31 protein-coding genes are annotated in these 25734 nt (G+C 58.0%); 15 read left to right on the top strand and 16 right to left on the bottom strand.

All coding sequences use genetic code 11. The annotated features are described in order from the left end of the window. Nucleotides 1-34 precede the first annotated feature (34 nt). The 7 genes from argJ to KJA79_RS15195 all read left to right on the top strand — a co-directional run bounded on the left by argJ (nt 35) and on the right by KJA79_RS15195 (nt 6950). Nucleotides 35-1246 (top strand): bifunctional glutamate N-acetyltransferase/amino-acid acetyltransferase ArgJ, encoded by a 1212-nt coding sequence (argJ, locus tag KJA79_RS15225; RefSeq protein WP_213042923.1) that lies wholly within the window; start codon nt 35-37, stop codon nt 1244-1246. Nucleotides 1247-1473: 227 nt separating this feature from the next. Continuing rightward, on the top strand, nt 1474-2247 hold the full coding sequence (gene rpsB, locus KJA79_RS15220) for a 30S ribosomal protein S2 (RefSeq protein ID WP_213042922.1): 774 nt from the start codon (nt 1474-1476) through the stop codon (nt 2245-2247). 51 nt (nt 2248-2298) lie between these two features. Next, nucleotides 2299-2895, top strand: a complete 597-nt coding sequence (gene tsf / locus KJA79_RS15215; protein ID WP_213042921.1) for a translation elongation factor Ts — start codon at nt 2299-2301, stop codon at nt 2893-2895. Beyond that, nucleotides 2892-3617 (top strand): UMP kinase, encoded by a 726-nt coding sequence (gene pyrH, locus KJA79_RS15210; RefSeq protein WP_213042920.1) that lies wholly within the window; start codon nt 2892-2894, stop codon nt 3615-3617. The genes tsf and pyrH overlap by 4 nt, the downstream gene beginning before the upstream one ends. Nucleotides 3618-3628: 11 nt before the next feature. After that, entirely contained in the window at nt 3629-4192 is a 564-nt protein-coding gene (frr, locus tag KJA79_RS15205; protein ID WP_213042919.1) for a ribosome recycling factor, read from the top strand. Nucleotides 4193-4219: 27 nt separating this feature from the next. Beyond that, nucleotides 4220-5383 (top strand): alanine racemase, encoded by a 1164-nt coding sequence (alr, locus tag KJA79_RS15200; protein ID WP_213042918.1) that lies wholly within the window; start codon nt 4220-4222, stop codon nt 5381-5383. Between the two features lie 145 nt (nt 5384-5528). Continuing rightward, nucleotides 5529-6950, top strand: a complete 1422-nt coding sequence (locus tag KJA79_RS15195; RefSeq protein ID WP_213042917.1) for a DUF4403 family protein — start codon at nt 5529-5531, stop codon at nt 6948-6950. Nucleotides 6951-6957: 7 nt separating this feature from the next. Here the strand turns inward: KJA79_RS15195 and KJA79_RS15190 are convergent, their stop codons facing one another. Beyond that, a complete protein-coding gene (locus tag KJA79_RS15190) occupies nt 6958-7266 on the bottom strand; it encodes an MTH1187 family thiamine-binding protein (RefSeq protein ID WP_213043576.1) in 309 nt (102 codons plus the stop codon). Between the two features lie 17 nt (nt 7267-7283). Continuing rightward, nucleotides 7284-7940 carry a precorrin-2 dehydrogenase/sirohydrochlorin ferrochelatase family protein gene (locus KJA79_RS15185; RefSeq protein ID WP_213042916.1) on the bottom strand — a complete coding sequence of 219 codons (657 nt, stop codon included), beginning with the start codon at nt 7938-7940 and terminating at the stop codon, nt 7284-7286. A gap of 173 nt (nt 7941-8113) precedes the next feature. Between KJA79_RS15185 and KJA79_RS15180 the strand changes: the two genes are divergently transcribed. Beyond that, nucleotides 8114-8566 (top strand): c-type cytochrome biogenesis protein CcmI/CycH, encoded by a 453-nt coding sequence (locus KJA79_RS15180; protein WP_213042915.1) that lies wholly within the window; start codon nt 8114-8116, stop codon nt 8564-8566. 77 nt (nt 8567-8643) lie between these two features. Here the strand turns inward: KJA79_RS15180 and KJA79_RS15175 are convergent, their stop codons facing one another. Continuing rightward, nucleotides 8644-9189: an HNH endonuclease gene (locus KJA79_RS15175; RefSeq protein WP_213042914.1), complete on the bottom strand. Its 546-nt coding sequence runs from the start codon at nt 9187-9189 to the stop codon at nt 8644-8646. A 198-nt stretch (nt 9190-9387) separates the two neighbouring features. On the opposite strand from KJA79_RS15175, the gene KJA79_RS15170 reads away from it, so the two are divergent. After that, entirely contained in the window at nt 9388-9714 is a 327-nt protein-coding gene (locus KJA79_RS15170; protein ID WP_213042913.1) for a Rieske (2Fe-2S) protein, read from the top strand. Here KJA79_RS15170 and KJA79_RS15165 read toward each other — a convergent pair. Then, complete coding sequence (locus KJA79_RS15165) at nt 9704-10159, bottom strand: hypothetical protein (RefSeq protein ID WP_213042912.1); 456 nt, start codon at nt 10157-10159, stop codon at nt 9704-9706. The two genes, KJA79_RS15170 and KJA79_RS15165, sit on opposite strands and share 11 nt — an antisense overlap. 201 nt (nt 10160-10360) lie before the next feature. On the opposite strand from KJA79_RS15165, the gene KJA79_RS15160 reads away from it, so the two are divergent. From KJA79_RS15160 to KJA79_RS15150, 3 genes are all read left to right on the top strand, one after another. After that, nucleotides 10361-10804, top strand: a complete 444-nt coding sequence (locus tag KJA79_RS15160) for a gamma-glutamylcyclotransferase family protein (protein WP_213042911.1) — start codon at nt 10361-10363, stop codon at nt 10802-10804. Nucleotides 10805-10854: 50 nt separating this feature from the next. After that, entirely contained in the window at nt 10855-11181 is a 327-nt protein-coding gene (locus KJA79_RS15155) for a (2Fe-2S) ferredoxin domain-containing protein (RefSeq protein ID WP_213042910.1), read from the top strand. 95 nt (nt 11182-11276) lie between these two features. Further along, nucleotides 11277-11789 carry a MogA/MoaB family molybdenum cofactor biosynthesis protein gene (locus KJA79_RS15150; protein ID WP_213042909.1) on the top strand — a complete coding sequence of 171 codons (513 nt, stop codon included), beginning with the start codon at nt 11277-11279 and terminating at the stop codon, nt 11787-11789. 500 nt (nt 11790-12289) lie between these two features. Here KJA79_RS15150 and KJA79_RS15145 read toward each other — a convergent pair whose 3' ends face one another. The 4 genes from KJA79_RS15145 to KJA79_RS15130 form a co-directional block, all read right to left on the bottom strand. Then, entirely contained in the window at nt 12290-12724 is a 435-nt protein-coding gene (locus KJA79_RS15145; RefSeq protein WP_213042908.1) for a CBS domain-containing protein, read from the bottom strand. Between the two features lie 50 nt (nt 12725-12774). After that, entirely contained in the window at nt 12775-13806 is a 1032-nt protein-coding gene (locus KJA79_RS15140; RefSeq protein WP_213042907.1) for a zinc-binding dehydrogenase, read from the bottom strand. 258 nt (nt 13807-14064) lie between these two features. After that, on the bottom strand, nt 14065-14994 hold the full coding sequence (locus tag KJA79_RS15135) for a PhzF family phenazine biosynthesis protein (protein ID WP_213042906.1): 930 nt from the start codon (nt 14992-14994) through the stop codon (nt 14065-14067). Nucleotides 14995-15419: 425 nt separating this feature from the next. Continuing rightward, nucleotides 15420-16661, bottom strand: coding sequence for a hypothetical protein (locus KJA79_RS15130; RefSeq protein ID WP_213042905.1), 1242 nt, complete (start codon nt 16659-16661; stop codon nt 15420-15422). A gap of 81 nt (nt 16662-16742) precedes the next feature. Here KJA79_RS15130 and KJA79_RS15125 point away from each other — a divergent pair, with 81 nt between their 5' ends. Next, nucleotides 16743-16985, top strand: coding sequence for a hypothetical protein (locus KJA79_RS15125; RefSeq protein WP_213042904.1), 243 nt, complete (start codon nt 16743-16745; stop codon nt 16983-16985). A gap of 87 nt (nt 16986-17072) precedes the next feature. Here KJA79_RS15125 and KJA79_RS15120 read toward each other — a convergent pair whose 3' ends face one another. The 4 genes from KJA79_RS15120 to KJA79_RS15105 all read right to left on the bottom strand — a co-directional run bounded on the left by KJA79_RS15120 (nt 17073) and on the right by KJA79_RS15105 (nt 21803). Next, the gene (locus KJA79_RS15120; RefSeq protein ID WP_213042903.1) at nt 17073-19031 is read right to left on the bottom strand and encodes a B12-binding domain-containing radical SAM protein; all 1959 of its coding nucleotides are present in this window, start codon (nt 19029-19031) and stop codon (nt 17073-17075) included. A gap of 115 nt (nt 19032-19146) precedes the next feature. Then, nucleotides 19147-21045 carry a B12-binding domain-containing radical SAM protein gene (locus KJA79_RS15115; protein ID WP_213042902.1) on the bottom strand — a complete coding sequence of 633 codons (1899 nt, stop codon included), beginning with the start codon at nt 21043-21045 and terminating at the stop codon, nt 19147-19149. A 390-nt stretch (nt 21046-21435) separates the two neighbouring features. Further along, nucleotides 21436-21615 (bottom strand): type II toxin-antitoxin system HicA family toxin, encoded by a 180-nt coding sequence (locus tag KJA79_RS23185; protein WP_213042901.1) that lies wholly within the window; start codon nt 21613-21615, stop codon nt 21436-21438. After that, complete coding sequence (locus tag KJA79_RS15105; RefSeq protein ID WP_213042900.1) at nt 21612-21803, bottom strand: hypothetical protein; 192 nt, start codon at nt 21801-21803, stop codon at nt 21612-21614. Before KJA79_RS15105 ends, KJA79_RS23185 begins: the two co-directional genes overlap by 4 nt. Nucleotides 21804-21938: 135 nt before the next feature. Here KJA79_RS15105 and KJA79_RS15100 point away from each other — a divergent pair, with 135 nt between their 5' ends. Beyond that, entirely contained in the window at nt 21939-22265 is a 327-nt protein-coding gene (locus KJA79_RS15100) for a YnfA family protein (RefSeq protein WP_343224258.1), read from the top strand. A 170-nt stretch (nt 22266-22435) separates the two neighbouring features. Here the strand turns inward: KJA79_RS15100 and KJA79_RS15095 are convergent, their stop codons facing one another. Together KJA79_RS15095 and KJA79_RS15090 are read right to left on the bottom strand one after the other, a co-directional pair. Beyond that, nucleotides 22436-23068: a YajG family lipoprotein gene (locus KJA79_RS15095; protein WP_213042898.1), complete on the bottom strand. Its 633-nt coding sequence runs from the start codon at nt 23066-23068 to the stop codon at nt 22436-22438. 16 nt (nt 23069-23084) lie between these two features. Continuing rightward, on the bottom strand, nt 23085-23783 hold the full coding sequence (locus KJA79_RS15090) for a hypothetical protein (protein WP_213042897.1): 699 nt from the start codon (nt 23781-23783) through the stop codon (nt 23085-23087). Nucleotides 23784-23794: 11 nt separating this feature from the next. Between KJA79_RS15090 and KJA79_RS15085 the strand changes: the two genes are divergently transcribed. Beyond that, on the top strand, nt 23795-24196 hold the full coding sequence (locus tag KJA79_RS15085) for a YnfA family protein (RefSeq protein WP_213042896.1): 402 nt from the start codon (nt 23795-23797) through the stop codon (nt 24194-24196). Nucleotides 24197-24366: 170 nt separating this feature from the next. Here the strand turns inward: KJA79_RS15085 and KJA79_RS15080 are convergent, their stop codons facing one another. Both KJA79_RS15080 and KJA79_RS15075 read right to left on the bottom strand, forming a co-directional pair. Then, complete coding sequence (locus KJA79_RS15080; protein WP_213042895.1) at nt 24367-25011, bottom strand: ATPase; 645 nt, start codon at nt 25009-25011, stop codon at nt 24367-24369. Continuing rightward, nucleotides 25008-25409, bottom strand: coding sequence for a type II toxin-antitoxin system prevent-host-death family antitoxin (locus KJA79_RS15075; RefSeq protein ID WP_213042894.1), 402 nt, complete (start codon nt 25407-25409; stop codon nt 25008-25010). Before KJA79_RS15075 ends, KJA79_RS15080 begins: the two co-directional genes overlap by 4 nt. Nucleotides 25410-25734 lie beyond the last annotated feature (325 nt).

Raw genomic sequence — 25734 nt, 5'->3', positions numbered from 1 at the left:
TAGCGGATCATTTTTATATCACAGAGGAAGAGCGATGAAGACTATCCCTGGAGGCGTGACCGCGCCGATCGGATTTCGGGCCGCCGGAGTCTACAGCGGGATCAAAAAGAAAAAAAAACAGCAACTCGACCTGGCCTTAGTCGTGTCGGACCACGAAGGTCCTGTAGCCGGCGTGTTCACGACCAATCAAGTCGTGGCCGCACCGGTCATCCTCGATCGCCTCCACCTCAAACAGGGCATCGGCCGCGCCTTCCTCGTCAATAGCGGGAACGCCAACGCCTGTACCGGATCGGAAGGCATGGAGGCTGCCCAAGAAATGGCACAACTGGCGGCAACGACTCTCAACTGCGCCCCGCATACCATCTTCGTTGGCTCGACCGGAGTCATCGGTCAACCACTCCCCATTGCGTGCATCCGAAAAGCGCTTCCGGCACTGGCGGCTCGTGTGACACGCCGGGGCGGAGCAGAAGCGGCCGCGGCCATCATGACCACCGACCTCAAACCCAAGCAAGTCGCCGTTCGTGCTCAGCTCGGCGGCAAACTGGTGACTGTCGGCGGCATGGCCAAGGGCTCGGGCATGATTCATCCCAACATGGCCACCATGTTGGGATACCTGACCACCGACGCAGCCATCGGGCAACGCGCCCTCCAATCAGCACTCAAACAGGCGGTCGATCAATCGTTCAATTGCATCACGGTCGACGGCGACACCAGCACCAACGACACGGTACTCTGCTTGGCCAATGGGATGGCCGGCAATCGTCCCATCACCGCGGGCTCGGCCGATTTCACACGCTTCTGCGCAATGCTCGAAACGGTCTGCCGCACCTTGGCGCTGAAAATCTGTTGGGACGGCGAGGGCGTCACCAAAGTCGTGCGGGTGGAAGTCACAGGGGCCGAATCGCCAAAAGCGGCAAAACAGGTCGCGCAAACGGTCGCGACCTCAAACCTGGTGAAGACAGCGCTCTTCGGCGGCGACGCCAATTGGGGCCGCGTCATGGCAGCGCTTGGACGTGCGGGAGTGCCCCTTGACCCCTCTCGCATCAGCCTGCAATTTGGAGGGGTTCCAATGGTGCGTAAGGGCCTAGGACTCGGACGCGCTGCCGAGCGGCAACTGACCAAGGTCTTCAAAACCAAAGAGTTCACCATTCTCATCGATCTGGCTCAGGGTAAGGCCAGCGCGCACATGTGGACTACCGATTTGTCTTACGAATACGTGCGGATCAACGCGAGTTATCGCTCATAAGTGACCTCGCGCGGTTGCAAAATCTCGGCCACTATGCTAGCGTTCGGGCGTTTCGCGCAATGACCGGTCGGTCCCATCGTTCATCGCGCGGTATCCAAAACCAGGGACATCTTATTTAAATCCACACCAGCGTGATGCGCACGCTGCGCAGCCTGAGAATAAGGGGATCTCCCCCTCGTCGTTGGCGTTCGCCAGGCGCTCTGCAGGCTTCGGAGGGAGGTGAAGGTATGGGAGTAGTTGCGATTAAGGAATTACTGGAAGCCGGCGTCCATTTCGGACACCAGACCAACCGTTGGAATCCCAAGATGAAGCGGTTCCTGTTCGGGGAACGCAACGGCGTCTACATTATCGACCTTCAACAGACGGTCGAGCGTATGGAACAGGCCTATGCCTTCGCTCGCGACACCGTGGCAGCCGGTGACTCCGTCCTGTTCGTCGGCACGAAGCGCCAGGCGGCAGAGATTCTGGAAGACGAGGCCAAGCGTGCCAACCAGTTCTACATCAACCAACGCTGGTTGGGCGGCATGCTGACCAACTTTCAGACCATCCGCCGCAGCATCGACAAAATGAAGAAGATGGAAGCGACCCTCGCAGATCCGAGCCACCAGGGCCACACGAAAAAAGAGCTCGGGCAGATGCAGAAGGAAGTCGTGAAGTTACAGAAGAACCTGTCGGGTATCCGCAACATGCGCGCCCTGCCCGGCGCCGTGTTTATTCTGGATACGCGCATCGAACACATTGCCATCCTCGAAGCCAGCCGGCTGGAAATCCCGGTCATTGCCATCGTGGATTCAAATTGCGATCCGGATCACATCCAATACCCGATTCCCGGCAACGATGACGCGATTCGTTCCATCAAGCTGATCATCTCCCGGATCGCGGACGCCTGCCTTGAAGGCGCGCATCTCCGGGCGCAGCAGGAAGAAACGGAATTTGCCTCGGCACCGGCTGGTGGCGGCGCAAAGCCGGCGGCGAATCTGGCCGGCGTGTCCGCGTCCTAACCATCCCATCTGAGACGACTGTATTGCTCTATTCGATCAACTGAGGAACCCATGGCAAGTTTGAGTGAACTGGTGAAAGAGTTACGTGAAAAGACCGGGGCTGGCATTCTCGATTGTCAGAAGGCCCTGACGGAGAACGGGAACAGCATCGACAAGGCCATCGACTATCTCCGACAGAAAGGCTTGGCCGCAGCGCAGAAAAAGGCCGGCCGCGAAACCAACCAAGGACTGATCCACGCGTACATCCATGCGGGCGGAAAGATCGGCGTGCTCATCGAAGTGAACTGTGAGACCGATTTCGTCGCACGGAATGAGCAATTCAAAGCCTTCGTGAACGACTTGGCGTTGCAAGTGGCCGCCTCCAGTCCCTCCTATGTTCGACGGGAAGAGATTCCTGCAGACGTCGTAGAGAAGGAGCGCAGCATCTACGAGGCCCAAGCCAAGGAACTGGGCAAACCGCCGGCGGCGTGGCCCAAGATCGTCGAGGGCAAGCTCGAAAAGTTCTATCAAGAGAACTGCCTGCTCGAGCAGGGCTTCATCAAGGATCCCTCAGTCGTGATCAAGGATCTCCTGGCACAACAAATTGCCACGATCGGCGAGAACATGAATATCCGCCGATTCACGAGATTCCAGTTAGGCCAAGCATGAGTTCTGCCCATTACCGCCGCATCCTGCTGAAAGTCAGCGGAGAAATGCTGGCCGGTGAGCAGGGCTATGGCATTCAACCCTCGATTCTCGAAGGACTCGCAGAAGAGATTGCCGACGTCGTCGCAATGGACGTCGAAGTGGCCGTTGTGATCGGCGGCGGCAATATCTTCCGCGGATTGGCCGCCAGCGCCCGCGGTATGGAGCGGGCATCCGCCGACTACATGGGCATGCTCGCCACCGTGCTGAATGCCTTGGCCCTCCAGAATGCCCTGGAAGGCAAGGGCGTCAGTACTCGCGTCCAATCGGCGATTGAAATGCGACAGTTAGCCGAAGGCTACATTCGGCGGCGCGCCATCCGGCACCTGGAAAAGAAGCGCGTGGTGATCTTTGCCGGAGGAACGGGGAACCCCTATTTCTCCACCGACACCGCGGCATCACTCAGGGCAATGGAAATCGGCGCGCAGGTCATCATGAAGGGCACCAAGGTCGACGGCATCTACGACAGCGATCCGGTCAAAAATCCCCAAGCCAAAAAGTACAATGAGATTCCCTTTCTCTCGATTCTGACCCAGAATCTCAAAGTCATGGATTCGACCGCCATCAGCCTGTGCATGGACAACCGGTTGCCGTTGATCGTGTTCAACTTGAAAGAAAAGGGCAATTTCAAACGTGTCGTCCAGGGCGATCCGATCGGAACCCTGGTCACCGTGGAAAGCCGCTAAGGGAGAGACCGATGTCGACGGCGCAGGAAGTCAAACAGCGTGTGACCGAAAAAATGAACCATGCCATCGAGCATTTGAAACGCGACTTGGCGGGAATTCGCACCGGTCGCGCTTCAGTCGCGCTCCTCGACGGCATCAAAGTCGATTATTATGGGACGCTGACGCCCTTGAAGCAGGTGGCAAACGTCGCCACACCGGAAGCTCGCCTCATCACGATTCAGCCGTGGGAACAGAACCTGATCCGTGAAATCGAGAAAGCGATTCAGATGTCCGACCTTGGCCTAACGCCGTCGAACGACGGCAAGATGATTCGCATTCCGCTTCCTCCGCTGACCGAAGAGCGCCGCAAGGACCTCATCAAGGTTTGCAAGAAACACGGTGAAGAAATGAAGGTTCAGATTCGTGGCTTTCGGCGGGACGGAAATGAAGAACTCAAGAAGCTGCAGAAAGACGCCAAGCTTACCGAAGATGAACTGCGAAAGTCGGAAACAGAGATTCAAAAATTTACCGACCAGTACGTGCAGAAGATTGACGACATGATGAAGAAAAAAGAAGGCGAAATCTTGGAAGTCTAGCGCCCTAATTCTGTTGTCAGACACTGCGTGTACCAGCCGTCCGAATCCTCCCCAACCTCAGCCTCCGTCGATCTGACCGCCCTTGCTCAGAATGTTGCCCACGTCCGGCGACTAGCCCCACGCGCCGATGTGCTGGCCGTCGTCAAGGCCAACGCCTATGGGCATGGCGCCATTGAAATTAGCCACGCCTTGCAAAAACTGGCCGTCCGCCGGTTCGGTGTCGCCACCGTGGACGAGGGCATCGCCCTGCGCCAGGCGGGCATCCAGGACACCATCCTGGTCATGGGCGCGACCGTTCCTGCACAGTTTACGGAGCTGGTGGCCCATCGCTTAACGCCCGTGCTGTACAGAACGGATCTGATTCCTACCTTTGCTGCCCATGCCCGAACCGCCCCCACTCCCTACCCCGTCCATATCAAAGTCGAGACCGGCATGGGACGATTGGGGGTGTCGCCGCACGAACTGCTTGAACTCCTTTCTAGATCAGAACTACGCGGCCCTCTGCGCCTTGAAGGCCTCATGACGCATCTGGCTGACGCAGACAATCGAGATGCAGGACAGACGGAGGAACAACTCGCGCGATTTCAGCAGGTCCTCAATCAAGTACAGATACGCGGCCTGGCGATTCCGCTGATTCACGTGGCCAATAGCGCAGGCATCATCAAATATCCCACCAGCCTGCACTCGCTCGTGCGCCCCGGGATCATGCTCTATGGCTACCATACCCTCTCGAAGGACACGCAGACTCCCGAGTTGCAACCGATCCTCACCTGGAAGACGACCATCGCGCATGTGCATACGATTTCACCGGGAGGCAGCGTCAGTTACAACCGGACCTTCATCGCCTCGCGGCAGACGCGTGTGGCAGTGCTGCCAGTCGGGTATGCCGACGGGTACAACCGCCTGCTCTCGAATCGCGGACAGGTACTGATCGGCGGACGACGAGTGCCGGTGATCGGACGGGTCTGCATGGACATGACGATGGTCGACATCACGGACGTGCCCGGCGTTCAGGTGGGAGAGGAGGCGATTCTGATCGGACAACAGAGTTCGGAGCGCATCACCGCATCCGACCTGGCCGCCTGGCAGCAAACCATTCCGTATGAAATTCTCTGCGCCATCGGCTCCCGCGTGCCGCGTCGGTATCTCCCGCTCGACTCGCCCGCCGGTGCAGCGTCTCAATCCAGCTGACGCCTACGGCCTGCGCACAGGTCTTTGCCATAGGACGACTCGGCATCCCCTTGCCTTCGCTGCCTTGTTCCCGCATAGTCCATACGTAGTCTCGAGAGCGCAGTTTGATCACAATCCCTCACGCACACCGCAGAAGGACACGAGCATGAGCCGCTGGATCCCGTTGACGCAGCACCCGCTGATTCGAGCGTGGGCCGTCATCCTGCTTGCAATCCCGACCACACCGGCCGTGGCCGCAAACCCACAGGCCCCGGGACAAGCCGTTGTGAAGCCTTCCGCCATGACTGTCCATGCGCCGATTCCGGTGACACCACTCGCCGAGTTGTACGGGAACATCAACCAACATCTTGCGACACATCGCAACCACGGACGCGAATGGATCACCTTGGGCAGCGGGAGCGGGTTTCTCAAGTATCGACTCTGGCCCGACGAACAGAGTTCGACCACAGCAGCAGACCGGCTACTGTCCCACAGCACCGTGCCGTTCGGTGTGGAATATGCCAAGCAGATTAAAGGATCGATCACAAAAATTGCCGAATGCGGACAGCGCGATGCAGCCACAGGTACGGGGCGGCTTTCGGTCACGGTGGCGACGATGTTCAAGCAAGGTCGCAGCTATACGGTGCTTCCCGCCAGTCAGGTCAGCGCCGTGCAATCCGCTCAATCCTGCCTGTTGTCTGAGGAAGGGGTGGACGCCAGCCCATTGATGGCGCAAGTCTACCGAAGTGATTTGCAGGAGGTCCTGCCAGCGGTCGACCGTAAGGCAGCCGGCCTCGTCACCCTCAAACCGGCGATCGCCCGCATCTGGAATGATCTTCAGGAGCCGTTGCTGCTGGATGAAACGGAACAACTGTGGCTGTTGCTGAACCCGGAGAGCACCGCTGCGGCCGGCATCGAACCCCTTTCGGGCACGCCCGCTGCCGGCTATGGGGTCATCGCACGGCCCACAGTCGTGCGAGGCACCAAACCCACGTCGCGTCACCGGCCGCTCCCTGAACCGCTGGATCACTTCCAGAACGACGGATTCCATGTCGATTTCGCACTGCAGGTGCCGATCGAAGAAGCGAATCAACGTCTGCGTGAAGCCGTCATCGGCCAGGAATGGTCACTCGGCGTGGGAACGATCAAAATTGTCAACGCGACGCTGTATCCATTGGGCAACCAGGTGGGAGTCGAACTGATCCTCCGAGGACTGCTGCCGTTGACCCTGCGCCTCAAGGGGATGCCGGCCTATGATGAATCGTCCGGGCGCATCCTGTTCCGGGAAGTCGATTACATCATCAAGGAACGCACGCCCGCTACCGACCTGGCGGAGGAATGGTTGCACGAACCGCTGCGGGAAGAGTTGGCGGGCAGACTGTCATTGCCGATTCGTGAGGAATTGGATCTGATGCGACAGGCGCTCGAGAAGGGACTCCACCGCGAGTTGACCGGTGGACGGTTGCGAGGAACGGTCCGGCAGCTGTCGCTGGAAGACCTGACAGTACAGGCCGAGAGTCTGTCGGTCCGATTGAAGGCAGCGGGCACACTGCGCTACGACGCCCGCGCCGACGTCGCCGCGCCATGACGTACGGCTACACCTTCAGCTTCCGCTTGAGTTGTTTTTCCACGCTGGACACTTTGCCGGCCAGCCGTCCTTTCGGCCCCTTGCGATAGTCGATCTTGATACTGCAGGAGATGCGATTACAGTCCTTGCGCATGCGCATGTAGCATTTCTTGACCACCGTCATGACCTCATCCCACTCGCCTTCCAGCACTGTCCCCATCGGGTTCAATCGATAGTCCACTCCACTCTTGTCGATGATGTCCAGCGAACGCGCGACATACTGACTGACACTCTCGCCTTTGCCCAGCGGTGACATACTGAATTCCAATAACACCATGTCTTTGTCCATCCTTCCTAGGAAGTGGCCGGCGATGCGGTGGTCTGCTGTTTCGCACGTTGCTCGGTCCAAACTTTCGGGTACTGCACCTTCCCCAATAGGCGAAACCCGTCCAACGCTTCACGCAAGAGCGCCCGGCGCTTCTCGGCATCGGGTTCATTGGCCTTGGCCTGCTCACGCAGTTCGCTCAGCCAATCGACAAAGGCAGCGAATTCTGCATCTAGAATACGCTCCAGATCTTCCTTCATGAATCCAGACAGCGCCGGCGCCTGTCCGCTCGAACTGATCGCCACGCGCATATGCCCGGAACTGACCACGGCCGGCATCACGACGTTCGAGACATCGGGCTGGTCGACGGACCAGAGCAGGAATTTCTGTTCGCGAGCCAACCGGATCAGCGAGTGCGCGAGTTCGCGATCGTCGCGTAACGTATTCAACACCAGAATGACGCTCTCCAGATCGTTCGCGCGAAAATGCCGCCCCCGGTGAATGATCTTCGCCGAGGCCGCAAGTTTGCGGAGCACATCGTGCAGCGTCGGGCTGATGACCGTCACCTTGGCACCGGCATCCAACAGCCGCTGCACCTTATCCGCCGCTTCTTCGTTGCCACCGATAACCAGCACCGGCCAGCCACGCACATCGAGTGAAATTTGAAACCCAGGATTTGCCGCCATGATGATCGTCCTCCCAGAAGCCCACGACAACATAAAGGCGTATCATACAACAGGCGATTTCACAGGGTAAACCGGCTCCACCATTCCCCTTTCCGCCGTGAGCTGGGTATAATGCGCCCGCAGCGAAATGCGAGAGCCCTGAGGCTCGTCACGGGTTAGCAAAGGAGTCTATTGTGGCTGGATATACAGGACGGTCCCTGGCGATGGCCGGCGGGATCATCGGCGTGGCGGCATTGGCGGCGTACTTCGGCGTGGCGCATATCGGGGAGCCGGACCAGGGCGGCGGATCGATTGCCGGGCAGGTACAGATCGCACCAAACCTGGTTGATCAGGTCAAACCGACGGATGTGCTCTTCGTCATCGTGCGCCGTCCCACCGGTCCTCCGCGCCCCATCGCGGCGAAACGATTCGATGGACCGAAGTTTCCGGTGCAGTTCGAAATTACGAACGAGGATGTGATGGTAAAAGGCAGTGAACTCAAGGGCATGGTCGACGTGATTGCCCGCCTCGATCGTGACGGCCAGGCCGGTCAACCACAACCGGGAGATATGGAAGGGCGGTATGCGAAGAATCCGACGCTGCCCGGCGGTCGCGATTTGACGATCACAATCGATAAGGTGTACTGACCACGAGATTTGAGTGGTGAATGCTGAGTGCTGAGTGACCATTTGACATCAACACCCTCGACTCAACACTGGACACTCTACGGCTCGGCTGGATCGGCATCCAACTCGAGATTCCAATACAGGTAATCCCGCCAACTTTCCGGCGTATTTCTGATGCCGATGGTGATCGTCACCGTGGGACTCCAGCGAGGCTTCACCGGCTTCTTCATCAGACGCATATTGGCTTCTTCCGGCGTTCGTCCGCTCTTCCGGTTGTTGCAACGCCAGCAGGCCGTCACAATGTTCTCCCAGGTCTTGCGACCGCCCTTGGCAATGGGCACGACATGGTCGAACGTCAGTTCTTCCGTGCGGAACTTGTGCCGGCAATACTGACAGCAATACCCGTCACGTGTGAAAATATTGATGCGGGAGAACTTCACGGCGCGATGACTGTCCTTCAGCTTGACCAGCTTCAGCAGCCGCATCACCGAAGGCAGTTTGATGGAGATCGAAATACCGTGGATTTGGCGGTCGTAGACTTCGAGGACTTCGACCTTCCCTTGCCAGAGCAAGGTAATGGCTTTTTGCCAATGCAGAACACGCAGCGGTTCATAGGTGGAGTTGAGCAACAAGGTCATTTCCATAGTGGCTCCGGCGATCTCCTATGAGTGCACTATTTACAGAATAGCAAATGGCGGCGCGGTGATGACCCTTCCCCTTGAGAAATCTGATTTATCTATGCCACATGCGACCAATGAAATCAAGCGCTTAGGCGATTGCACCCACAATGTTACGTCACCTTGAGGCAAGCCAGACTTTCCTGTGATCTGTGAAGGGATTCCATGAATTCGGACACCGACTACGTCACCGTCGCCCAAGTGGATCACGTCCCGCCCGGGACCTGCCGCACCGTTGAAGTCGACGGTATCTTTCTCGCGCTCTGCAATGTAAACGGCACGTTTCGGGCCGTCGACAACACCTGCCCCCATGCAGGCGGGCCGTTGGGTGAAGGCTGTCTGCATGGTGACCTGATCGTATGCCCGTGGCACGGATGGCGATTCAACGTCCACACCGGCGAGCGCCGGGAGAATCCCGAGATTCGCGTGGCCTGCATCGAGGTGAGGGTTCAAGGCTCGGATGTGCAGGTGAAGGTCCCGCTTACATTGTAGGAGGAAACGGAGGGGCGTCGCCTGGAGGTCGACTAGGACGGCCGCTCTCAGGCCCTTCCGGCATCAACCCATCAGCCGGCAATGAGGCAGCATTCACGCGCTTCGTGGCCAAGTCGACATGCCAGATAAAGTCCCGTTCGAACCACTGCGTCGTGCCCTGCTCCCGCATGTAGATCCGGACTTCATACCGCTGCTCATCCTGCTTGATGACCTGCCACTCACCCAAGCGGAGCCCCAACTTGCGCGCCTCCTGAATACGCGCCCGCTCATTGAAGGCCTGGAGAATGGTCGGATAGCCGGCGGCTCGATGAGTCTGCACCAGCGCCAGCGCCTCGGCCGCGCGCGGGTCGGTGATTGGATTGAGAGTGGGCGGCTTCATCCACCAATACACCAGCACACCGGCCAGCAGAAGCAGCAACACCGCGTAATGGATGACTTTACTCATAAGATGTGACGATCGTCGTTGGTCAGAGATGACTCAACTCGTCACTATATGTGGCGTGCGATTTCTCTGTCAATCAGGGAAGGATCGGTCCGGCCGCTGAATTAGTCCGCGAGCGGTTGTCGCCGCGCTTGACAAGGCTGCGCAACGCTATGGTACAAGTACCGGTCAACCGACGAGACACCCTGGGAGCCTCACCGTTCAATGAAGTTCTTCTTTTACGCGGACAATTTGAACCCGTCTCAACTCAAGCGTCGCGCCCCCGAACATAAGTTTCTCTTCACGGCCTATCTGCCCGACCACAGCGTGCAGTTCTGCCGCTGGTCGACGCAGTGGCGCTGCGGCCTGGCGAGCGTCGTACCCTCGCCCGGAGAAAAGGTTTGGGGGGCCGTCTTCGAGATCACCGACGAAGATCTCAAGATCCTCGACGAATTCGAAAACGACGTCCCGCAAGGTGCCTACCGGCATTTGCCGGTCACCGTCATCACGGAAGAGGGTGAAAAATTACTGGTCACCACCCATGCGGCCAATCCCATCGGTAAGTTCAAGCCGAAGGAACATTATATCGATTGGGTCCTCAAGGGCCTTAAGCAGTGGAAGTTGCCCGAAGAATGCATCGAACAGTGGAAGGCCTATAAGCCAGCCTGACGCATTCGACACAGGTCGTCAATTACCCCATCCATAGATTCGAGGTCACGATGCCAAAACCGAAACATCATATTCTTGTCTGCACCAACGCCCGTCCGCCTGGCCACCCGAAACCGTCCTGCGGCGGTCAGGGTTCCGCGCAATTGCTGATGACCTTCAATATGGGGCTGATGCAACGCGGCATCATGCCGGGCGAAGTGCTGGTGACCGGCTCGTCCTGTCTGGGTCCCTGCGAGCAGGGCCCGACCGTCGTCGTCTATCCCGAAGGCACCTGGTATTCCAAGGTCACGGAAGCCGATGTCGCGACCATCCTTGATGAACACATCAAGGGCGGCAAGCCGGCAGAAAAGTTGAACCCGGATAGCATCTGGAAGTAACGCTATCAGCGACCAGCGTTCAGCTATCAGCCTTTGGAACCGCGTGAATTTCCGGAGCTGACTGCTGATGGCTGGCCGCTGATTCCTCGCTTGCTATGAGCACCCCAAGCCACAAAGAACACAAACACCACGCCCCCCGCTCCGTCGGCTGCATGATCATCACCTGCAGCGATACGCGCACGCCAGAGACCGACACCAGCGGCCAGTTGATCCAGAAACTGTTGAAGGAGAGCGGTCACACGATCGCAGCCTATCATCTCGTCAAAGACGAGCCGGCACAGATCAGGGCTCGGATCTCGGATGGTGTCGCCAACGACTCCGTGCAGGCCATTATCATCAACGGTGGAACGGGTATTTCCCGGCGGGACTCGACCTTTGAAGCCGTGGACGCGATGCTGGAAAAACGGCTGGATGGATTCGGCGAAGTCTTTCGGTTCCTGACCTATCAAGAGATCGGCTCACCGGCGATCATGAGCCGCGCCACGGCCGGCATCATCAAGGGCCGCATCCTCTTCTCCACCCCCGGATCCGAAAACGCTGTACGCCTGGCGATGGAAAAACTCATCCTCCCCGAACTCGGTCACCTGGTCAAAGAACTCACAAAATAGTACGTCGTCAGCTTTCAGCAATCAGCCTTCAGCTTTCCGGGTTTCTCAGAAGCAAATTCTGCGAGCTGATGATATTTGTTGCTGGCTAGCGGCTTTACGCCGGTCGAGTTATCCGGCCGAGACTGCTCAAATCGGCCATCCAACAAGGCCGCAAGGGGTGAGACGACTGAGGCGTACCCTTGCGGTACGTCGTAGGGAGCCGTGCGACCGAGAACGAAGTTGGAGCCCGTTTTCAGCATCTACCCAGTGAAGGATGTTCAAAACGGCTTTCCAGCAAGGCCGCAGGCGAAGCAAAACCGGAAGCGTACCCTCTGTGGTACGTTGAGGATTTTGATGAGTCGAGAACGCTGTTAGAGGATATTGTCATTGGCGACCGAGGATGCTCAAAACGGTGCTCCAACAAGGCCGCAGGAAGCACAGCGACTGAGGCGTATCCTTGCGATACGTCGCAAGGAGATGTGCGACCGAGAACGAAGTTGGAGCCCGTTTTCAGCATCCGACTAGTCTTGGCCGATTTTGGGTTCGGAATACACCTGCTTATCCGCCAGTTTCGATTGCGCGTACCGCTTGTAATGCATCAGCAGATCGCGAACTGACACCACGCCGACAATTGCCCCGCCCTTGGTGACCGCGAGGTGCCGCACACCGAGATCACCCATCATGTCTTGAGCATCATCGACATCCTGACTGCTCTCGATGGTGCAGAGCGGCGAGGTCATGACCTGTTCGACCGTGAGCTTGCCCAGGTCTTGGTTGGTGGCCAACCCCTTCCGGACGAGATCCGTATCGGTCACGATCCCGACATGATTCTTCCCCTTCTTGATCAGGAGGGAGCTCACCCGCAGGGTGCGCATCTTCTTCGCCGCACCGCGAATGGACGTCGTCGGACCGACGCTTTGAGGTTTCTTGTTCATGATTTGTGCAACTGTTGCCATACCACATACCTTTCTGCCCGTTGGGACATGAGAACCGATAAAGACACCGATTACGAAACGGTCAGCACGATCTTACCAAAAAATTTCCGATTCAAAAGATATTCTTGCGCGGCCTTCGCGTCGGACAGCGGGAATGTACGATCGATGACCGGTCGCAATCGGCCCTCACCGACCAGGTGAGCGGCCTTCAACAACTCACTCTGAGAGCCCATATATGAGCCCTTGATCGTGAGTTGCCGTGAATAGATGTAGCGGAGGTCGAGCTTCACCTCCGCGCCCGTCGTCGCGCCGCACGTGACCAGCCGCCCGCCCTTGGCGAGTGAATCGATGCACTGCGTCCACACTTCTGGTCCGATGTGTTCGATCACCACATCCACGCCGCGTCGATGCGTCACTTCACGCACCCGCTGATTGACCTGTTCACGTCCGTGATGAATCACCTCATCGGCACCCAGCGCCTTGGCCTTGGCAATTTTATCATCGCTGCCCACGGTGGTGACCACGCGGGCCCCGGCCAGTTTCGCCATCTGGATCGCCATATGCCCGACTCCGCTGCCCGCCCCCATGATCAACACGTCTTCACCCGGTCGCAGGTCGGCCAGTCCGAACAACATATGCCAGGCAGTCACAGACACCAGGGGGAAGGCCGCGGCCTGCTCGAAAGACAAGGCGCCGGGAATCGGATGCACATTTCGCGCGGGCACCTTCACATACTCCGCGTACCCGCCATGGCACATGGCCCCGATCAACCCGTAGGAGCGGCACATATTGTCACGACCGCCCACACATTGTTCGCATCGACCACACCCGACACCCGGCGACACGAAAACCCGTTCGCCTTCGGCTACCCCTTCCACGTGAGCGCCGATCTGCTGCACGACCCCGGCGATGTCCGAGCCCGAAATATGAGGGAGCGGCATCGGATAGGCCGGACTCCCCTGACGGATCCAAATGTCCAGGTGATTCAGGGCGCAGGCCTTGACCCGCACCAGCACTTCATCGACACCGATGGTCGGCATCGGCATCTCCTGATACTGCAGCTTCCCCGTCCCGCCATGCTCATGGAAGACAACCGCGTTCATAACACCTCAGCGTGACAACACCATGTTGAGTGTTGAGTTGTGAGTCCTGAGTTCCCGGATACGAAGCGCGTAGTTCTCAATTCATTTCCATCGCGCGACTCGTGACTACCTGTTCGCCCTCGCTCCATTCTTCACAGGATGATCACAACGCCATGTCACAAGGCCGCAGGGAGTGCGGCGACTGAGGCGTACCCTTGGGGTACGTCGCAGGGAGCCGTACGACTGAGAACGCCGTGAGATGGCGTTGTGATCATCCTGCTAAAAACTGAGCGTCCCCTCCACCACCATCACCGCCTCCCCGCCGACCATGACCCCCTGAATCGCATCGTCGTCCGAGTTCACTTGAATGAAGATGCGCGACGGGCGGTCGATCTCGTACCCCTGCTCGGCGGTGATCTCGGTTTCCGGCCTGATGTCGACCACCCCGTGCTGCACCAGATAGGCGCCCAACGCGCCGCTCGCGCTTCCCGTCGCAGGATCTTCCACGATGCCGATCAACGGCGCGAACATGCGCGTATGGACGGTGGAGGATTGTTCGACCGTCATGGTGCTGAACACCATCATGCCGTTCGCGCCATATTGCTGGGACAGCTCAGCGATGGCCGCCACATCGGGAACGATCGACCGCACCGCGGTGAGCGTACGCACCGGTACGATGATCACCGGCAGCCCCGTCGATACCACCTGTACGGGAAAGCGGGTTTCGGTAATCGCGGACTTGGTGATGCCCAGGGAGCGAGCGATGGCAAAGAGCGCTTCCGGCTCCTCGATGACATCCAGAAACTCGGGGCTCGGTTGCGCCATGACCACGCGTTCGATCACCCCGTCATGGGAATGGATATCGACGGGAAACAGCCCGAGATTACATTCCTGGAGTACCCGCGTGACCGGCTCCCGGAGCGCGAAACGATCCAAGGTGCCCAGTACGAAAAACGTGCCGATGACCGGATGTCCGGCGAAAGGAATTTCCTGAGTAGGGGTAAAGATGCGCATCTTGACCACCGCCGCCTGATCGGTCGGCGGAAAGACAAAGACCGTTTCGGAGAGATTCATCTCACGGGCGATCTGCTGCAACTCGACGTCGGTCAACCCGTCGGCGTCGGGAAACACCGCCACCGGGTTTCCACCGAAGGGGGCATCGGTAAATACGTCGGCTTGATAAAACTGCAATCGCCTCTGCCCGGGCATAACCTCCTCAATGTAAGGCTGGCGGCATGTTGCCCCGAGTCGGCATTTTTTGCAAGTGGCGATGGAGCGACAAGGAGGTAAGAATTTGGGAGACGCACTATTCAGCATACAGCCGAAACAGTGCGTAGAACGGGTGACGAACTGCCACAATCTGCATTCCGCCTCACAGGCTGGTCAAAACGGCATGTGCCAAGGCCGCAGGGAACGTGGGGACTGAGGCGTACCCTTGCGGTACGTCGCAGGGAGACACGTGACCGAGAACGCCAGCAGATGCCGTGTTCAGCAGCCGGCTTCGATTCCCGCCGGCTGGTCAAAACGGCATCCAACGAGGCCGCAGGCAAGCGACAACCGGAGGCGTACCTTAGAGGTACGTTGAGGATTGTGGCGAGCCGAGAACGAAGTTGGAGGTCGTTTTCACGAGCCGATTAGACGGGCCGGGGGATGGCTTCATACGCCTCCCTCAACGGATGATTGAGGTATTGCTCGACGTAGTTCTGCAGGGAGCCATGCCGGTAGAGCTGCTGATTGGCGAAGCGGGTATCGATCTTGTGCAGCACCTTCACACGCACACCGGTCTTCTTGGTGAACTGTTCCAGACTCACGCCCGTAATATCGGTATAGGGGCCACGACCCGACTGCATGATGCATTTCGGCACGTGAATGACCTTCTCTTTCGTCAGCCGTCGCGCAATATCATCAAAGGTCAGGAGCACCGTGCAATCGGAGTCGCCGCTGAGCAAGGCGTTGGGCACGTAAAGAAACTTCGCGCGATTCTTTCGGAACATGGTCAGGATCTTGTGTACACTCCCCGCCATCACCACGGTATCCTTTTTTTCCAATTCCAGCGAATCGAACAGGCTGACGATGCGGCGGCGGCTCAAAAATGCCGTCGTATAGGATTCCGTATGAATGGTCTGCAGGTTCGGTAAACCCAAGTGATAGATTCGGGTTGCTTCATCAGGCAGGAACTTGCGCCCCTGCCGCATCAGCGAAGCCGTCTCTTCCTTCAGTCCACGCACCGGGGTGAGCGTCCCCATCCAGAGCACACATTGCTGGTTGATCGCGGAAATGGTCGCCGCGTCCTTCGACATCGTGTGCTGGTCGAACGCATAGAAGTTGGCGGACGACACGGCGGGACCATCCAACACCTTCATGAGATGCTTGATGGATGGCGCATGCGGCATCAGCCGCTGCCGGTAGTCGCTCAGCGTGATGACCGAGAGTTCAAAGTTGATTCGGCCGGGATACTGCGCCGCCAATTGGTGAATCTTCGGCACATGCACAAACCCGACGGTAAAAAACTGGATACTCTTGTCGGTGTATTTCAGAAAGTCTTCAACCCATTCCATCGCCTTGGGGTGGAGAAACAGATCGGTCCATTCCATGAACTCGTTGCCGCCGAGACACCAGAACTGCGTCGGGTCAGTCGGTTTCCGGCTGATGTACTCGAGGATGAACTTCCAATCCTCGTCACTGGTCTTGGGCGGATCGAGCGTTTCGCGGTAGGAATGGTCGAGCTCGTAGCAAAACTCGCATTTCACGGGACAGTCCCGGCCCAGACTCAAGGGGATTTTCCCCGCGTCCATTTCCCTGATGAGCACCTGACGATAGTCGGTGCGATCCTTGAAGATGGGGGTGGGCTGAAAAATGGGGAGGGTTGTGGCCACGGGTAAACATCCCTTGTCCGTCGCCACGTGGGCGACCGGGGCTCATTGACAACGTTAGGATCGAACCGGGAAACTTCCGCTATGACCGACGACCGGCTGGCCCAGGCTCTCGCACTCTTCGCACTCTCGCAACCCTATACGCTGGACCAGCTCAATCAGCAGCGTGACGCCCTGCTGCACACTTGGACACCCCGCCGCTTTGCCAACCTCACGAACAACCCCAAGAAATATATGCAGGCTTATACGAAAGCCGAGGAGATGACCCGTAAGATTGAGGAGGCCTACCTGCTACTTACTGCTGCGCTCGATTACCAGAGAAGCTAAGGGCCGAATACGTATGGTCGATTACGGGAGGTTGCCTGCTGCAGGGTTTCCCCCGCCTTGTGCTATGAGTACTCGGTTCGTCTCCTGCTATCCCAAGCCGTGGGAGACAACGCGGCTCATCCCTTCCTTCCCTTCATCCCCTTCACCCATTGCCACTGGCCATGTCACCAATCCCGACACCCCTTCAGTCGTCGCGCCGTCCTTCGTGGCCGCATAAATCTGCGGCAGCTTGTTCGTGCCGAATTTGGAGATGTACAGAAAGACATGTTCGCGGCTGTTGACCCGCACCGCCCAGGGCTGAAAGTCGTTCTTGTAAAAATCTTCGCAGAGCTGCATCGCATCGAGGCAGGAAATCCCCACCGGCTCATTCAGCGTGTAATAGTAATCCAGCGGCAGGTCGTACTCCTCCTGCTTATGAATCGTGATGCCGAACTTCTCCGGATTACGCACCATCGGCGTGTGGCGGTAGGCCACGAAATAAAAGAGCTCGACCGAATGGATCACCGGCTGATTGTCGATGACGAACTGCCGCGTCTCCAGCGCCTCGTCGCGCGTCTCGCCCGGGAACCCGTAAAACGCCATCACGTGGTTCCAGATGCCCGCCTTCGCTGCCTGATGTAGATTGTTCTGGATCACGCTCTTCCGCGCATGTTTGTCCATGAGATTCAACACGCGCTCGTTCGCCGACTCCATACCGTAGTACAACGTGCAGCAGCCGGCCTTCGCCGCGAGGTCCCAAATCGCCTGATCCTGCAAGGTCTCCTCGAAGCGGATCAACGTCGTCCACTTGATGCCGACGTTCCGATCCACGAGCAACTGCGACACCTTCTTAAAGAGCGCTGGCGGATAGGATTCGTCCGAAAACAGGAAGTGGCGGCAATTGTATTTATCCCGCAACGCCGTCACTTGATCCACCACATGCTGTGCGCTCATCCCGCGGTACTGATCGAAGTAGCCCTGCCCGTGATCGCAGAACGTGCACCGGCCCCAGTAGCAGCCACGCGTGGCCAGGTACGGAATGATTCGCTCAGGAACGAAATAACGGTCCAGCGGCAAGCCGTCGAAATCCGGCAGCGGCAGGGCCGACGTTTTCTCCGTGTAGACTTCCTTGCTCTGCTTCACGCCCTCTGCATCGCGATACATCAGATTGGGCACCTGCTCCATCGCTCGCTGGCCGTTGACGGCCTCCAGGTACCAGAGCAGCGCATGTTCGCCCTCGTACAAAATCGCCGCATCGAACACCTCGGTGAAGAACCGCTCATGGTGCGCCCATTCTTCCTGCAGCCGCGTAACGACATTGCCACCGACGACGACGCGAATCTCCGGAAAACTCTCCTTGATCATCTTGCAGAACGTGAGGCCGGCCATCAGCTGCATTTGCGTGCCGATGGAGATGCCGATCACCGCCGGCTTTTCCTTGCTCACGCTGGGCAGCACCAGTTGATTGCAGATGTCGCGATAGACATTCACCTGTTCATCGTCGAGGCAGGCGAACACTTCCTTCGACACGCCTGGCCTGTAACCCAAATTGCTTTCCATCGGATAAAACACGAGCGAGGCCGGATAGTAGGCGGCGGAGATATATTGCATCGCTTCGCGGAACGTATTGAGCGCGCGCTCCAGCTTCTCCGCATCGTAGAACCGCTCACCGCGCACGACCAGTTTGGCATCTTCGGCCCGCTCCGCGAGGTCGAAGACATCCACGGCGTAGGCATCTTCCAGCACCGCTTTCTGACTGGCTTCCTGGTCGGTCAGCGTCCCGGCCTTCTCCTTGTCCTGGAGCGGCTTGAGATGCATGCCCAGGCGGCCCTTCACCCAGATCAAAAATTCCATGCTGAAGAAGTGGTCGTACATCTCGATGTTGATATCGCGCTGCACCACGGTATGTCCGGCTTCGCGCAACACGGCCGTCAACATCGGCAAGGCCAAGTACGGCGCCGTCGGCACCCACTCGGGCGGGAACAGTAACATGACCTTTGACTGCTTCCGATCTTCTTTCTTGATCGGCGTCAGGCCATCGATCTGGACGAGACCACTGCTACTCATGGTCGGTCACCTGCTTGATTTTCCTTGAGGACATTCAAAAAGGATCTCCGGCAAAGCCGCAGCGAGCGAAAGGATTCGAGAGCGTGACGGGGAACCTTTTTCAACGTCCTGACCATTACATCTTCCCCGCCAGCGTCGGCGATGCCCCGGCAATCTTGGCAGACCGATACTGTAGATCCGGCAACTTCTGCAACCCGAAGCGCGCGATGTAGAGGAAGATATATTCGCGTATGAACAGTCGCAGATCCCAACCAGGGTTGTGGTTCCGCTCGAACTCTTCGAACACGCGCTCCGCCTCTTCGATGCTCAAGCCCTGCTTCACCGTGAAGTAATAGTCCAGCGCCAGGTCCCATTCCGGATTCTTGTAGGCGGTGACGCCAAATTTCTCCGGATTCTTTGCCACGGGATTGTGCCGGCCCAGATCGAACGTGCCGAAACCCAGCGAATGGACGTAGTCCTTGTTCTGCTCCAGGAACTGCACCGAGGACCAAGCCTCCTCGCGCGTCTCACCGGGAAAGCCGAAGAAGCCCATACAGTGATTCCAGATGCCGGCTTCCGCCGTGCGTTTGAGATGCTCGGTCATGATGGCCGTCGTGGTGGCCTTGTCCATCAGCTTCAGCACCCGTTCGTTGCCCGACTCGTAGCCGAAGTGGAGATACTTACAGCCGGACTCCTTCGCATCCTGCCAGACCTGATCCTCCAGCAAACTCTTCTCGAATCGCATGTGGGTCGTCCAGACGATCCCCATGTTGGTCTCGATCAGGCCGCGCGCCAACTTGCGAAACAGGGCGGGCGGATAGGACTCATCGGTGAAGTGAAAATGCCGGGCTCCGTACTTGTCGCGCAGGTACGTGATCTCCGCCAACACGTCTTGAATCTTCTTGGATCGGTAGCCGGCCGTGTAGCCTTCGCCGTGATCGCAAAACTCACAGCGCCCCCAATAACAGCCCCGCGTCGCCAGGTACGGCAGAATCTTCGTCGGGACAAAATATTTCTCGAGCGGCAGCCCGTCGAAATCCGGCGGCGGCAAGCTATGCATGTCTTCGGCGAAACTCGTCGTCGAAACATGCACCCCGGTCGCGTCCTTGTAGATGGTGTTGGGCACATCGGCCAAACTCTGCTTCGCGCCGACCGCCGACACGAGCTGCACGAACGCCGTCTCCCCTTCATAGACCACAGCGCTGTCGAAATACTGAAACAACGGTGATTGCGGGAGCACGTCGCGCAGCCGCGTGACCGTGTTGCCGCCGATCGTCACATGGATGTGGGGAAAGTGCTGCTTGATGAGCGCGCAAAACGTCATCGAGGAAAACATCTGCTGCTGCAACACGATGGAGATGCCGATCACGTCCGGCTGCTCCGCCTCGATGGCCGGCTTCGCCAGTTGCTCGAACACATCGCGGTAGATATTCACCTGCGTGTCGTTCACCGCCTCAATGACTTCGCTGGAGACGAACACCTTATAGGAGAGGTTGGTCTCCATGGGCGGCATGCAGATCCGCGCCGGCGCATACACCAGGGAGATCACGGCCGTGACTTCACGAAAGACTTGAATAGCCCACTCTAACTGATCGATTTCGTAGAATATTTCTCCACGAATGATCGACTTGGCTTTCTCCGCCTTCTTGATCAGTTCGTCGATCCGCTGGCGGCTCACCTCGCACAGTTGAAGCTGGAGGTCCTGCTCCCAATCTTCCAGCTCTCGCTTCTTCGCCAACTTCCTCAGGCGATCGAGTTGTTGCGGCACTTTGCGCAAGACCTTCTTGAGAAAGTCTTCGCTGAAGTACCAATCCCACATCTCGAGATTGATGTCTTTTTGAACGACCTGATGCCCGGCTTGGCGGAGGACGGCGGTGAGGGACGGAAGACTCAGATAGGGTTCGGACGGAAACCAGTCGGGCGGAAAGATGAGCATGACTTTCATCTTCCGGCCGGCGGCAGCCTCGGACGACTTGCGCTGGAGCATAATCAGCTCGCGCGACGCCCGCTCGCCCTTTGTGTACTCAACCCGCATGTATCTATGACTCAACCTCGAAGACGAGGCCGAAGATCCTGTTGAGATCGTGAATGAAGCCCAGGAATCGCGTCATTGTACGGGCCTGGGAGAAATGGGGTCAAGAGGTGGGAGCGGGACACTCCTGTCACTCCCTTGCTCCCGGAACGCGCGCCCTCAGAAGGACCTCGTTCGACGGGCACAGTGGAAGCCACAGGAGTGCCCCGGCTGGGGAGGCAGAGAGAGAAACTGGATCAAACGACCGGTGGCCTGGCTGTCGGTGTTCAGCCGAGGGCCTTGTTGGCCGCCCGCCAGCGAGTCCACCTCATTGGGTACTGAAGTGGGTTTGCGACAGCAAGGAAAGCCGTGTGGCTGGGATAGTGAGGCAAGTGAGACAAAGATTGGAGCGAATCAGGTATTAGCGAGCAGCTTCAGAATATGCTTCGCAAGATGCTCGTTAATTTCAGTGTGACGGGGGATAGGTTGGGAAACGTTGGTCGTGGGGTTGTGATACCAATCGTGCTTTCCACCGTGACGAACAAGCACGCAACCAGCTAATTCGAGCTGTCGAATGAGGTCCTTGCGCTTCACCGGAGCGTCAACTCGGCAAGCTTGCGCACTCCTGGAATCTCGCCGCTCGTAAGATCCCGGTGCAAGTCACGCAGGTGTGCTTCCAGATCTTCGAGGGAGCTACCTTGCGTCCAATAGTCGGGATAATCCTGGAGGTATCCCAACCATTGCCCCTTCTCCTGCCAGTAGATGTATTTGGTCGATTCCATAATCCGAATTATAGCCTTCGAACCTACACTTGCCAAGAATCCATAGAGTCCCTCCATTTTTGTTTCGAATGGCTGACATTTGCCCTCCGATTTGCCACATGGTAGGTCTATCATTGCATCGTACGGGATAATTCTATGCTCATGACACAATCCACAGCCTTGTTCGTGCTGGCGGGTCTGTTCGAAATCGGCGGCGGGTATTTAATCTGGCAATGGTGGCGGAACGGCAGTCACTGGAGCGTCGGTCTGCTGGGCGCCGTCATTTTGATCCTCTACGGCATCGTGCCGACCTACCAGCCGTCGCACTTCGGCCGGGTCTATGCCGCGTACGGCGGCTGGTTCATTGTTCTGTCGATCCTCTGGGGTTGGCTGGTCGATCACGTGGAGCCGGATCGATTCGATGTCCTCGGGGCGATGGTGTGCCTGATGGGCGTGGCAGTGATGATGTATTGGCCGAGGTGAGAGGAGGAAAGAGGCTGGCCTGGCAGTTCCCCATGCTCCCGCAACGCGCGGCCTGGAGGGCCCTCGTTGGACGCGCGCACGGAGGAACCAGCCAGGCCACCCCTGGGGAATGGTTGGAAAAATCGGAACGCTATCGGAGAATCGTAGGCTCCGCTCAGCCGCAGACTTATCTATTTCCGCGTTGAGGATGCCTTCAGCGCGTCTAACACGGCCGGGTCGCGAGAGAAAGTTCTCACATATTCTAGTAGCGCCCCCTTCAACGAATCCTCGAAGGCTCCTTCCCCTGCGTACTGCCGGCTATCTCGAAACGTGCTAGTCAGTGGCTTTGACAAAAGCTTGTCTTGGCCGGTCCCGTTGAGAATCCCGATGTCCGTTTCCAGAGTGGCGACCATTTCGATGTCGAAGAAATGGATGGTCGCTTCGCTCCAGAACCGCTTGAGACCGACTTTCACCAATGCGTCAGCTTGAGAAACCTCAGGTGCGACGACCTTATGGTTGTTGGCCTCAAATTCGGCCTTCAACGCATCACGAAGGATATCTGCCGGCGGCTTGTCTGGAATCACCTTTGCCATATTCTGTCCATATCCATTCTTCTTATTGCCAACTCGGTCGAGTTCGAACTGATTGCGTTGGTCTTCGACCTGAATCGACACAGCCAAAGACGGGATAGTACTCAGCGGGCTTTTCTTCCCAGGCTCGACCGTGTAGACCGGCGTCACATGAGCGTCCATGCTCGCGCACCCACCAAGGATGCTTCCGAAGAAAAGAAGAATCGCCGCCAGACTCACGCTTACAATTTTCATAGATCCCCTTCCTCTGCTATGGAAATGCGATCTCGTTCACCGTTCGACCTGCGAGAGTTTCGATTGCCGATTTCAAACTGCTCCGCAGAACCTCTGGATCAGTCTGGAACTCACTAATGGGGCGACAGACTCCATCTATCATCAATTCGTCCCGCTCCCATTTCACCGCACCCTCAGGTAGCGTCACGAGACGCATGTGGACATCCAGTTCAACCCTGACACGGTCTTCACCTCCACAGAGCCGCAATCCCCACTCTTCAATCGTTTGCTGGAACAGCGCATCGAATCCTGCCGATTCTGCGGCTCGACGGTTATCCGAGGCCACGATCTCCACCGACTGAAAGACATGCACCGCAGCAAAGCGGTCTCGTAACGCAACCGCGCTTTCATGCGCAGGATCAAAATTGCCGACGGCACTCAGCAGAGTGTCCGCATGGCCGGAATCTTTGGATGATTTATACCCTGCCTCGACAGCGGCCCCGACCAGCCCAAAGAGGACGGCTCCGGTATTCGTCATATTGTCACGTGCCACCCGCACGGAGATCTGGTGCGGAGACTCCACGAACACTCCCGCCTTTTTGATCTGTGCCAGGTCAGTCCCGCTCATAGTGGCCTTCGTGCCGGTTGTTGCGACACAACCCGTCAGGAGCGCACCGACGATGAAGAGGAAAGGCGTTCTGAGTGCGAACAACCAGAAGCAGTTGGACCATGCCATAAAGACTCCTTATGCACACAGAAGGCTGTACGGTTTCGACTAAACTAGCATCGAGTAGCGAGAATGACTCGAAGATTTCATTTTTTCCGGATGTCCGTAATTCCTACAGTCAGAGGAGGCTGGCGGGTCTGTTCGAAATCGGTGGCGGGTATTTGATTTGGCAATGGTGGCGCAACGGCAGCCACTGGAGCATCGGCCTCCTGGGCGCCGTTGTCCTGATACTCTACGGCATCGTGCCGACCTATCAGCCGTCGCACTTCGGCCGGGTCTATGCCGCCTACGGCGGTTGGTTCATTATTCTGTCGATCCTTTGGGGTTGGCTCGTCGATCATGTAGAGCCGGATCGTTTTGATGTCATCGGGGCAATGGTGTGCCTGGTTGGCGTGACGGTGATGATGTATTGGCCGAGGTGAGAGGAGGAAAGAGGCTGGCCTGGCGGTTCCCCAAGCTCGCGCAACGCGCGATCGAAGACTCCCCTCGTTGGACGCGCGCACGTAGGGAACCGGCCAGGCCACCTCTGGGGGAGAATGGGAGGAAAAGGTATCATAGCCCGCGTCAGCAGAGGCAACGGCGGGAAGCCCAATCAGCTCCGGCTTAACTTGAGAGCGGCGGCGACGATCGGCTTGGCCCAGTCCGGTGTGGGCGAGAGGTCGGCCGGGCCGATAATCTCTCCTCGTTCCATCTGGAGCACCAAGCGAGGCAACGGCACCTCTGCTGCAGCGGGGTCCGCCTCCCGGCTATTGTCATGGACCCGCAAGGCCGTCAGATGAGGAAGCAGTGCAATGAGATTGAGGCGACTATGTTCGAAGCGACGCCTGACGTCGCGCTCGGGAATATCGTGGCCACCACGGCTGACTCTGGCTCGCACCCGTTCAAGATGCAATTCCGCGCTGGTCAGCCCCACATACCACATGTGAATCTCGATCCCCTGTGAGGCGGCCTGGCCGAGCAGTTGCGTGATCGTATGCCCCCCGAGTGTCGTCTCGAACGCGAAATCGAGACGCTCCTCAATCGCCCGCTTCAATAATCGCACACCCTGCCCCCAGGCTATGCCATTGGCCTCTTTTTGACTAAGCCCGGGATTGGCTGCCATGAGTCGACGCGCGGCTTCATCAGGATTGAAGTAGTTGCTCCCGAGCGCGCGAAAGGTTGCCCCGGCTATGCTGCTCTTGCCTGCGCCGTTCACCCCGGCAATGACGTAGAACCGTGGCGTTCTGATACCGCTCATGTGGCGCGGCTGGTGCGGGACATCCGGCGAGACGACTTGGCTGACGAGGCACGTGCCTTACTCGCGGCCGAAACGGCGGCGCGGCCCAATCGTGACGCCGAGGCTTCGAACGCATCAGCCATGCCCTGCCTGGCTTTCGCCGTCTGCATATCGGCCAGCAAGGCATCGAACTCGTTGGTGAGGTCATTAAGCTGAGGCGCGCGGTCCTTCACCAGCGCAACAAATTCTTCATAGGACAGGAGCACGGCCTTCGGGAGATCGTGACGCGTAATGGCTACTGCGCCGCCATGCATCGCCTGCTCCAGGACCGACCCGAATTCGTTCTTCACTTTCGTCGCCGCCACGGTGGACATATCCACCAGTTGGCCCTGACTGTTCCGATAGGTCAGCTTGGACATCGCTCTCCTCCCTGTGCGGTGAGGATATACCCAAACCAGCTAAATTGTCTATAATGGCTATTAATTAAGAAAGTGGTGCGCTGCAGATGATGGCAGAGTCGCCTGCTCTGGTTTGCTCGAGAACCCGGCAGTCGCGACTCGCAAGACGCGGATTGGATAGATTCTGAACGCAACCCTCCGACCGGGCAAATCATACGCAACTGCTTGTGACCATGACCTTCCCCCGTTTGTTACACCACGGTCAAGGTCGTTGAGTCCTGTGCCCGATGAGCCCCGGCTTGATGGTGACGAATGAATTCCTGAGGTGTCACATCCCCAATTGCGC

This window comes from Nitrospira defluvii, assembly GCF_905220995.1.
Lineage (GTDB): Bacteria > Nitrospirota > Nitrospiria > Nitrospirales > Nitrospiraceae > Nitrospira_A > Nitrospira_A defluvii_C.
The sequence above is the reverse complement of the archived record's forward strand: the minus strand, read 5'-3'. Positions and strand labels throughout refer to the sequence as shown.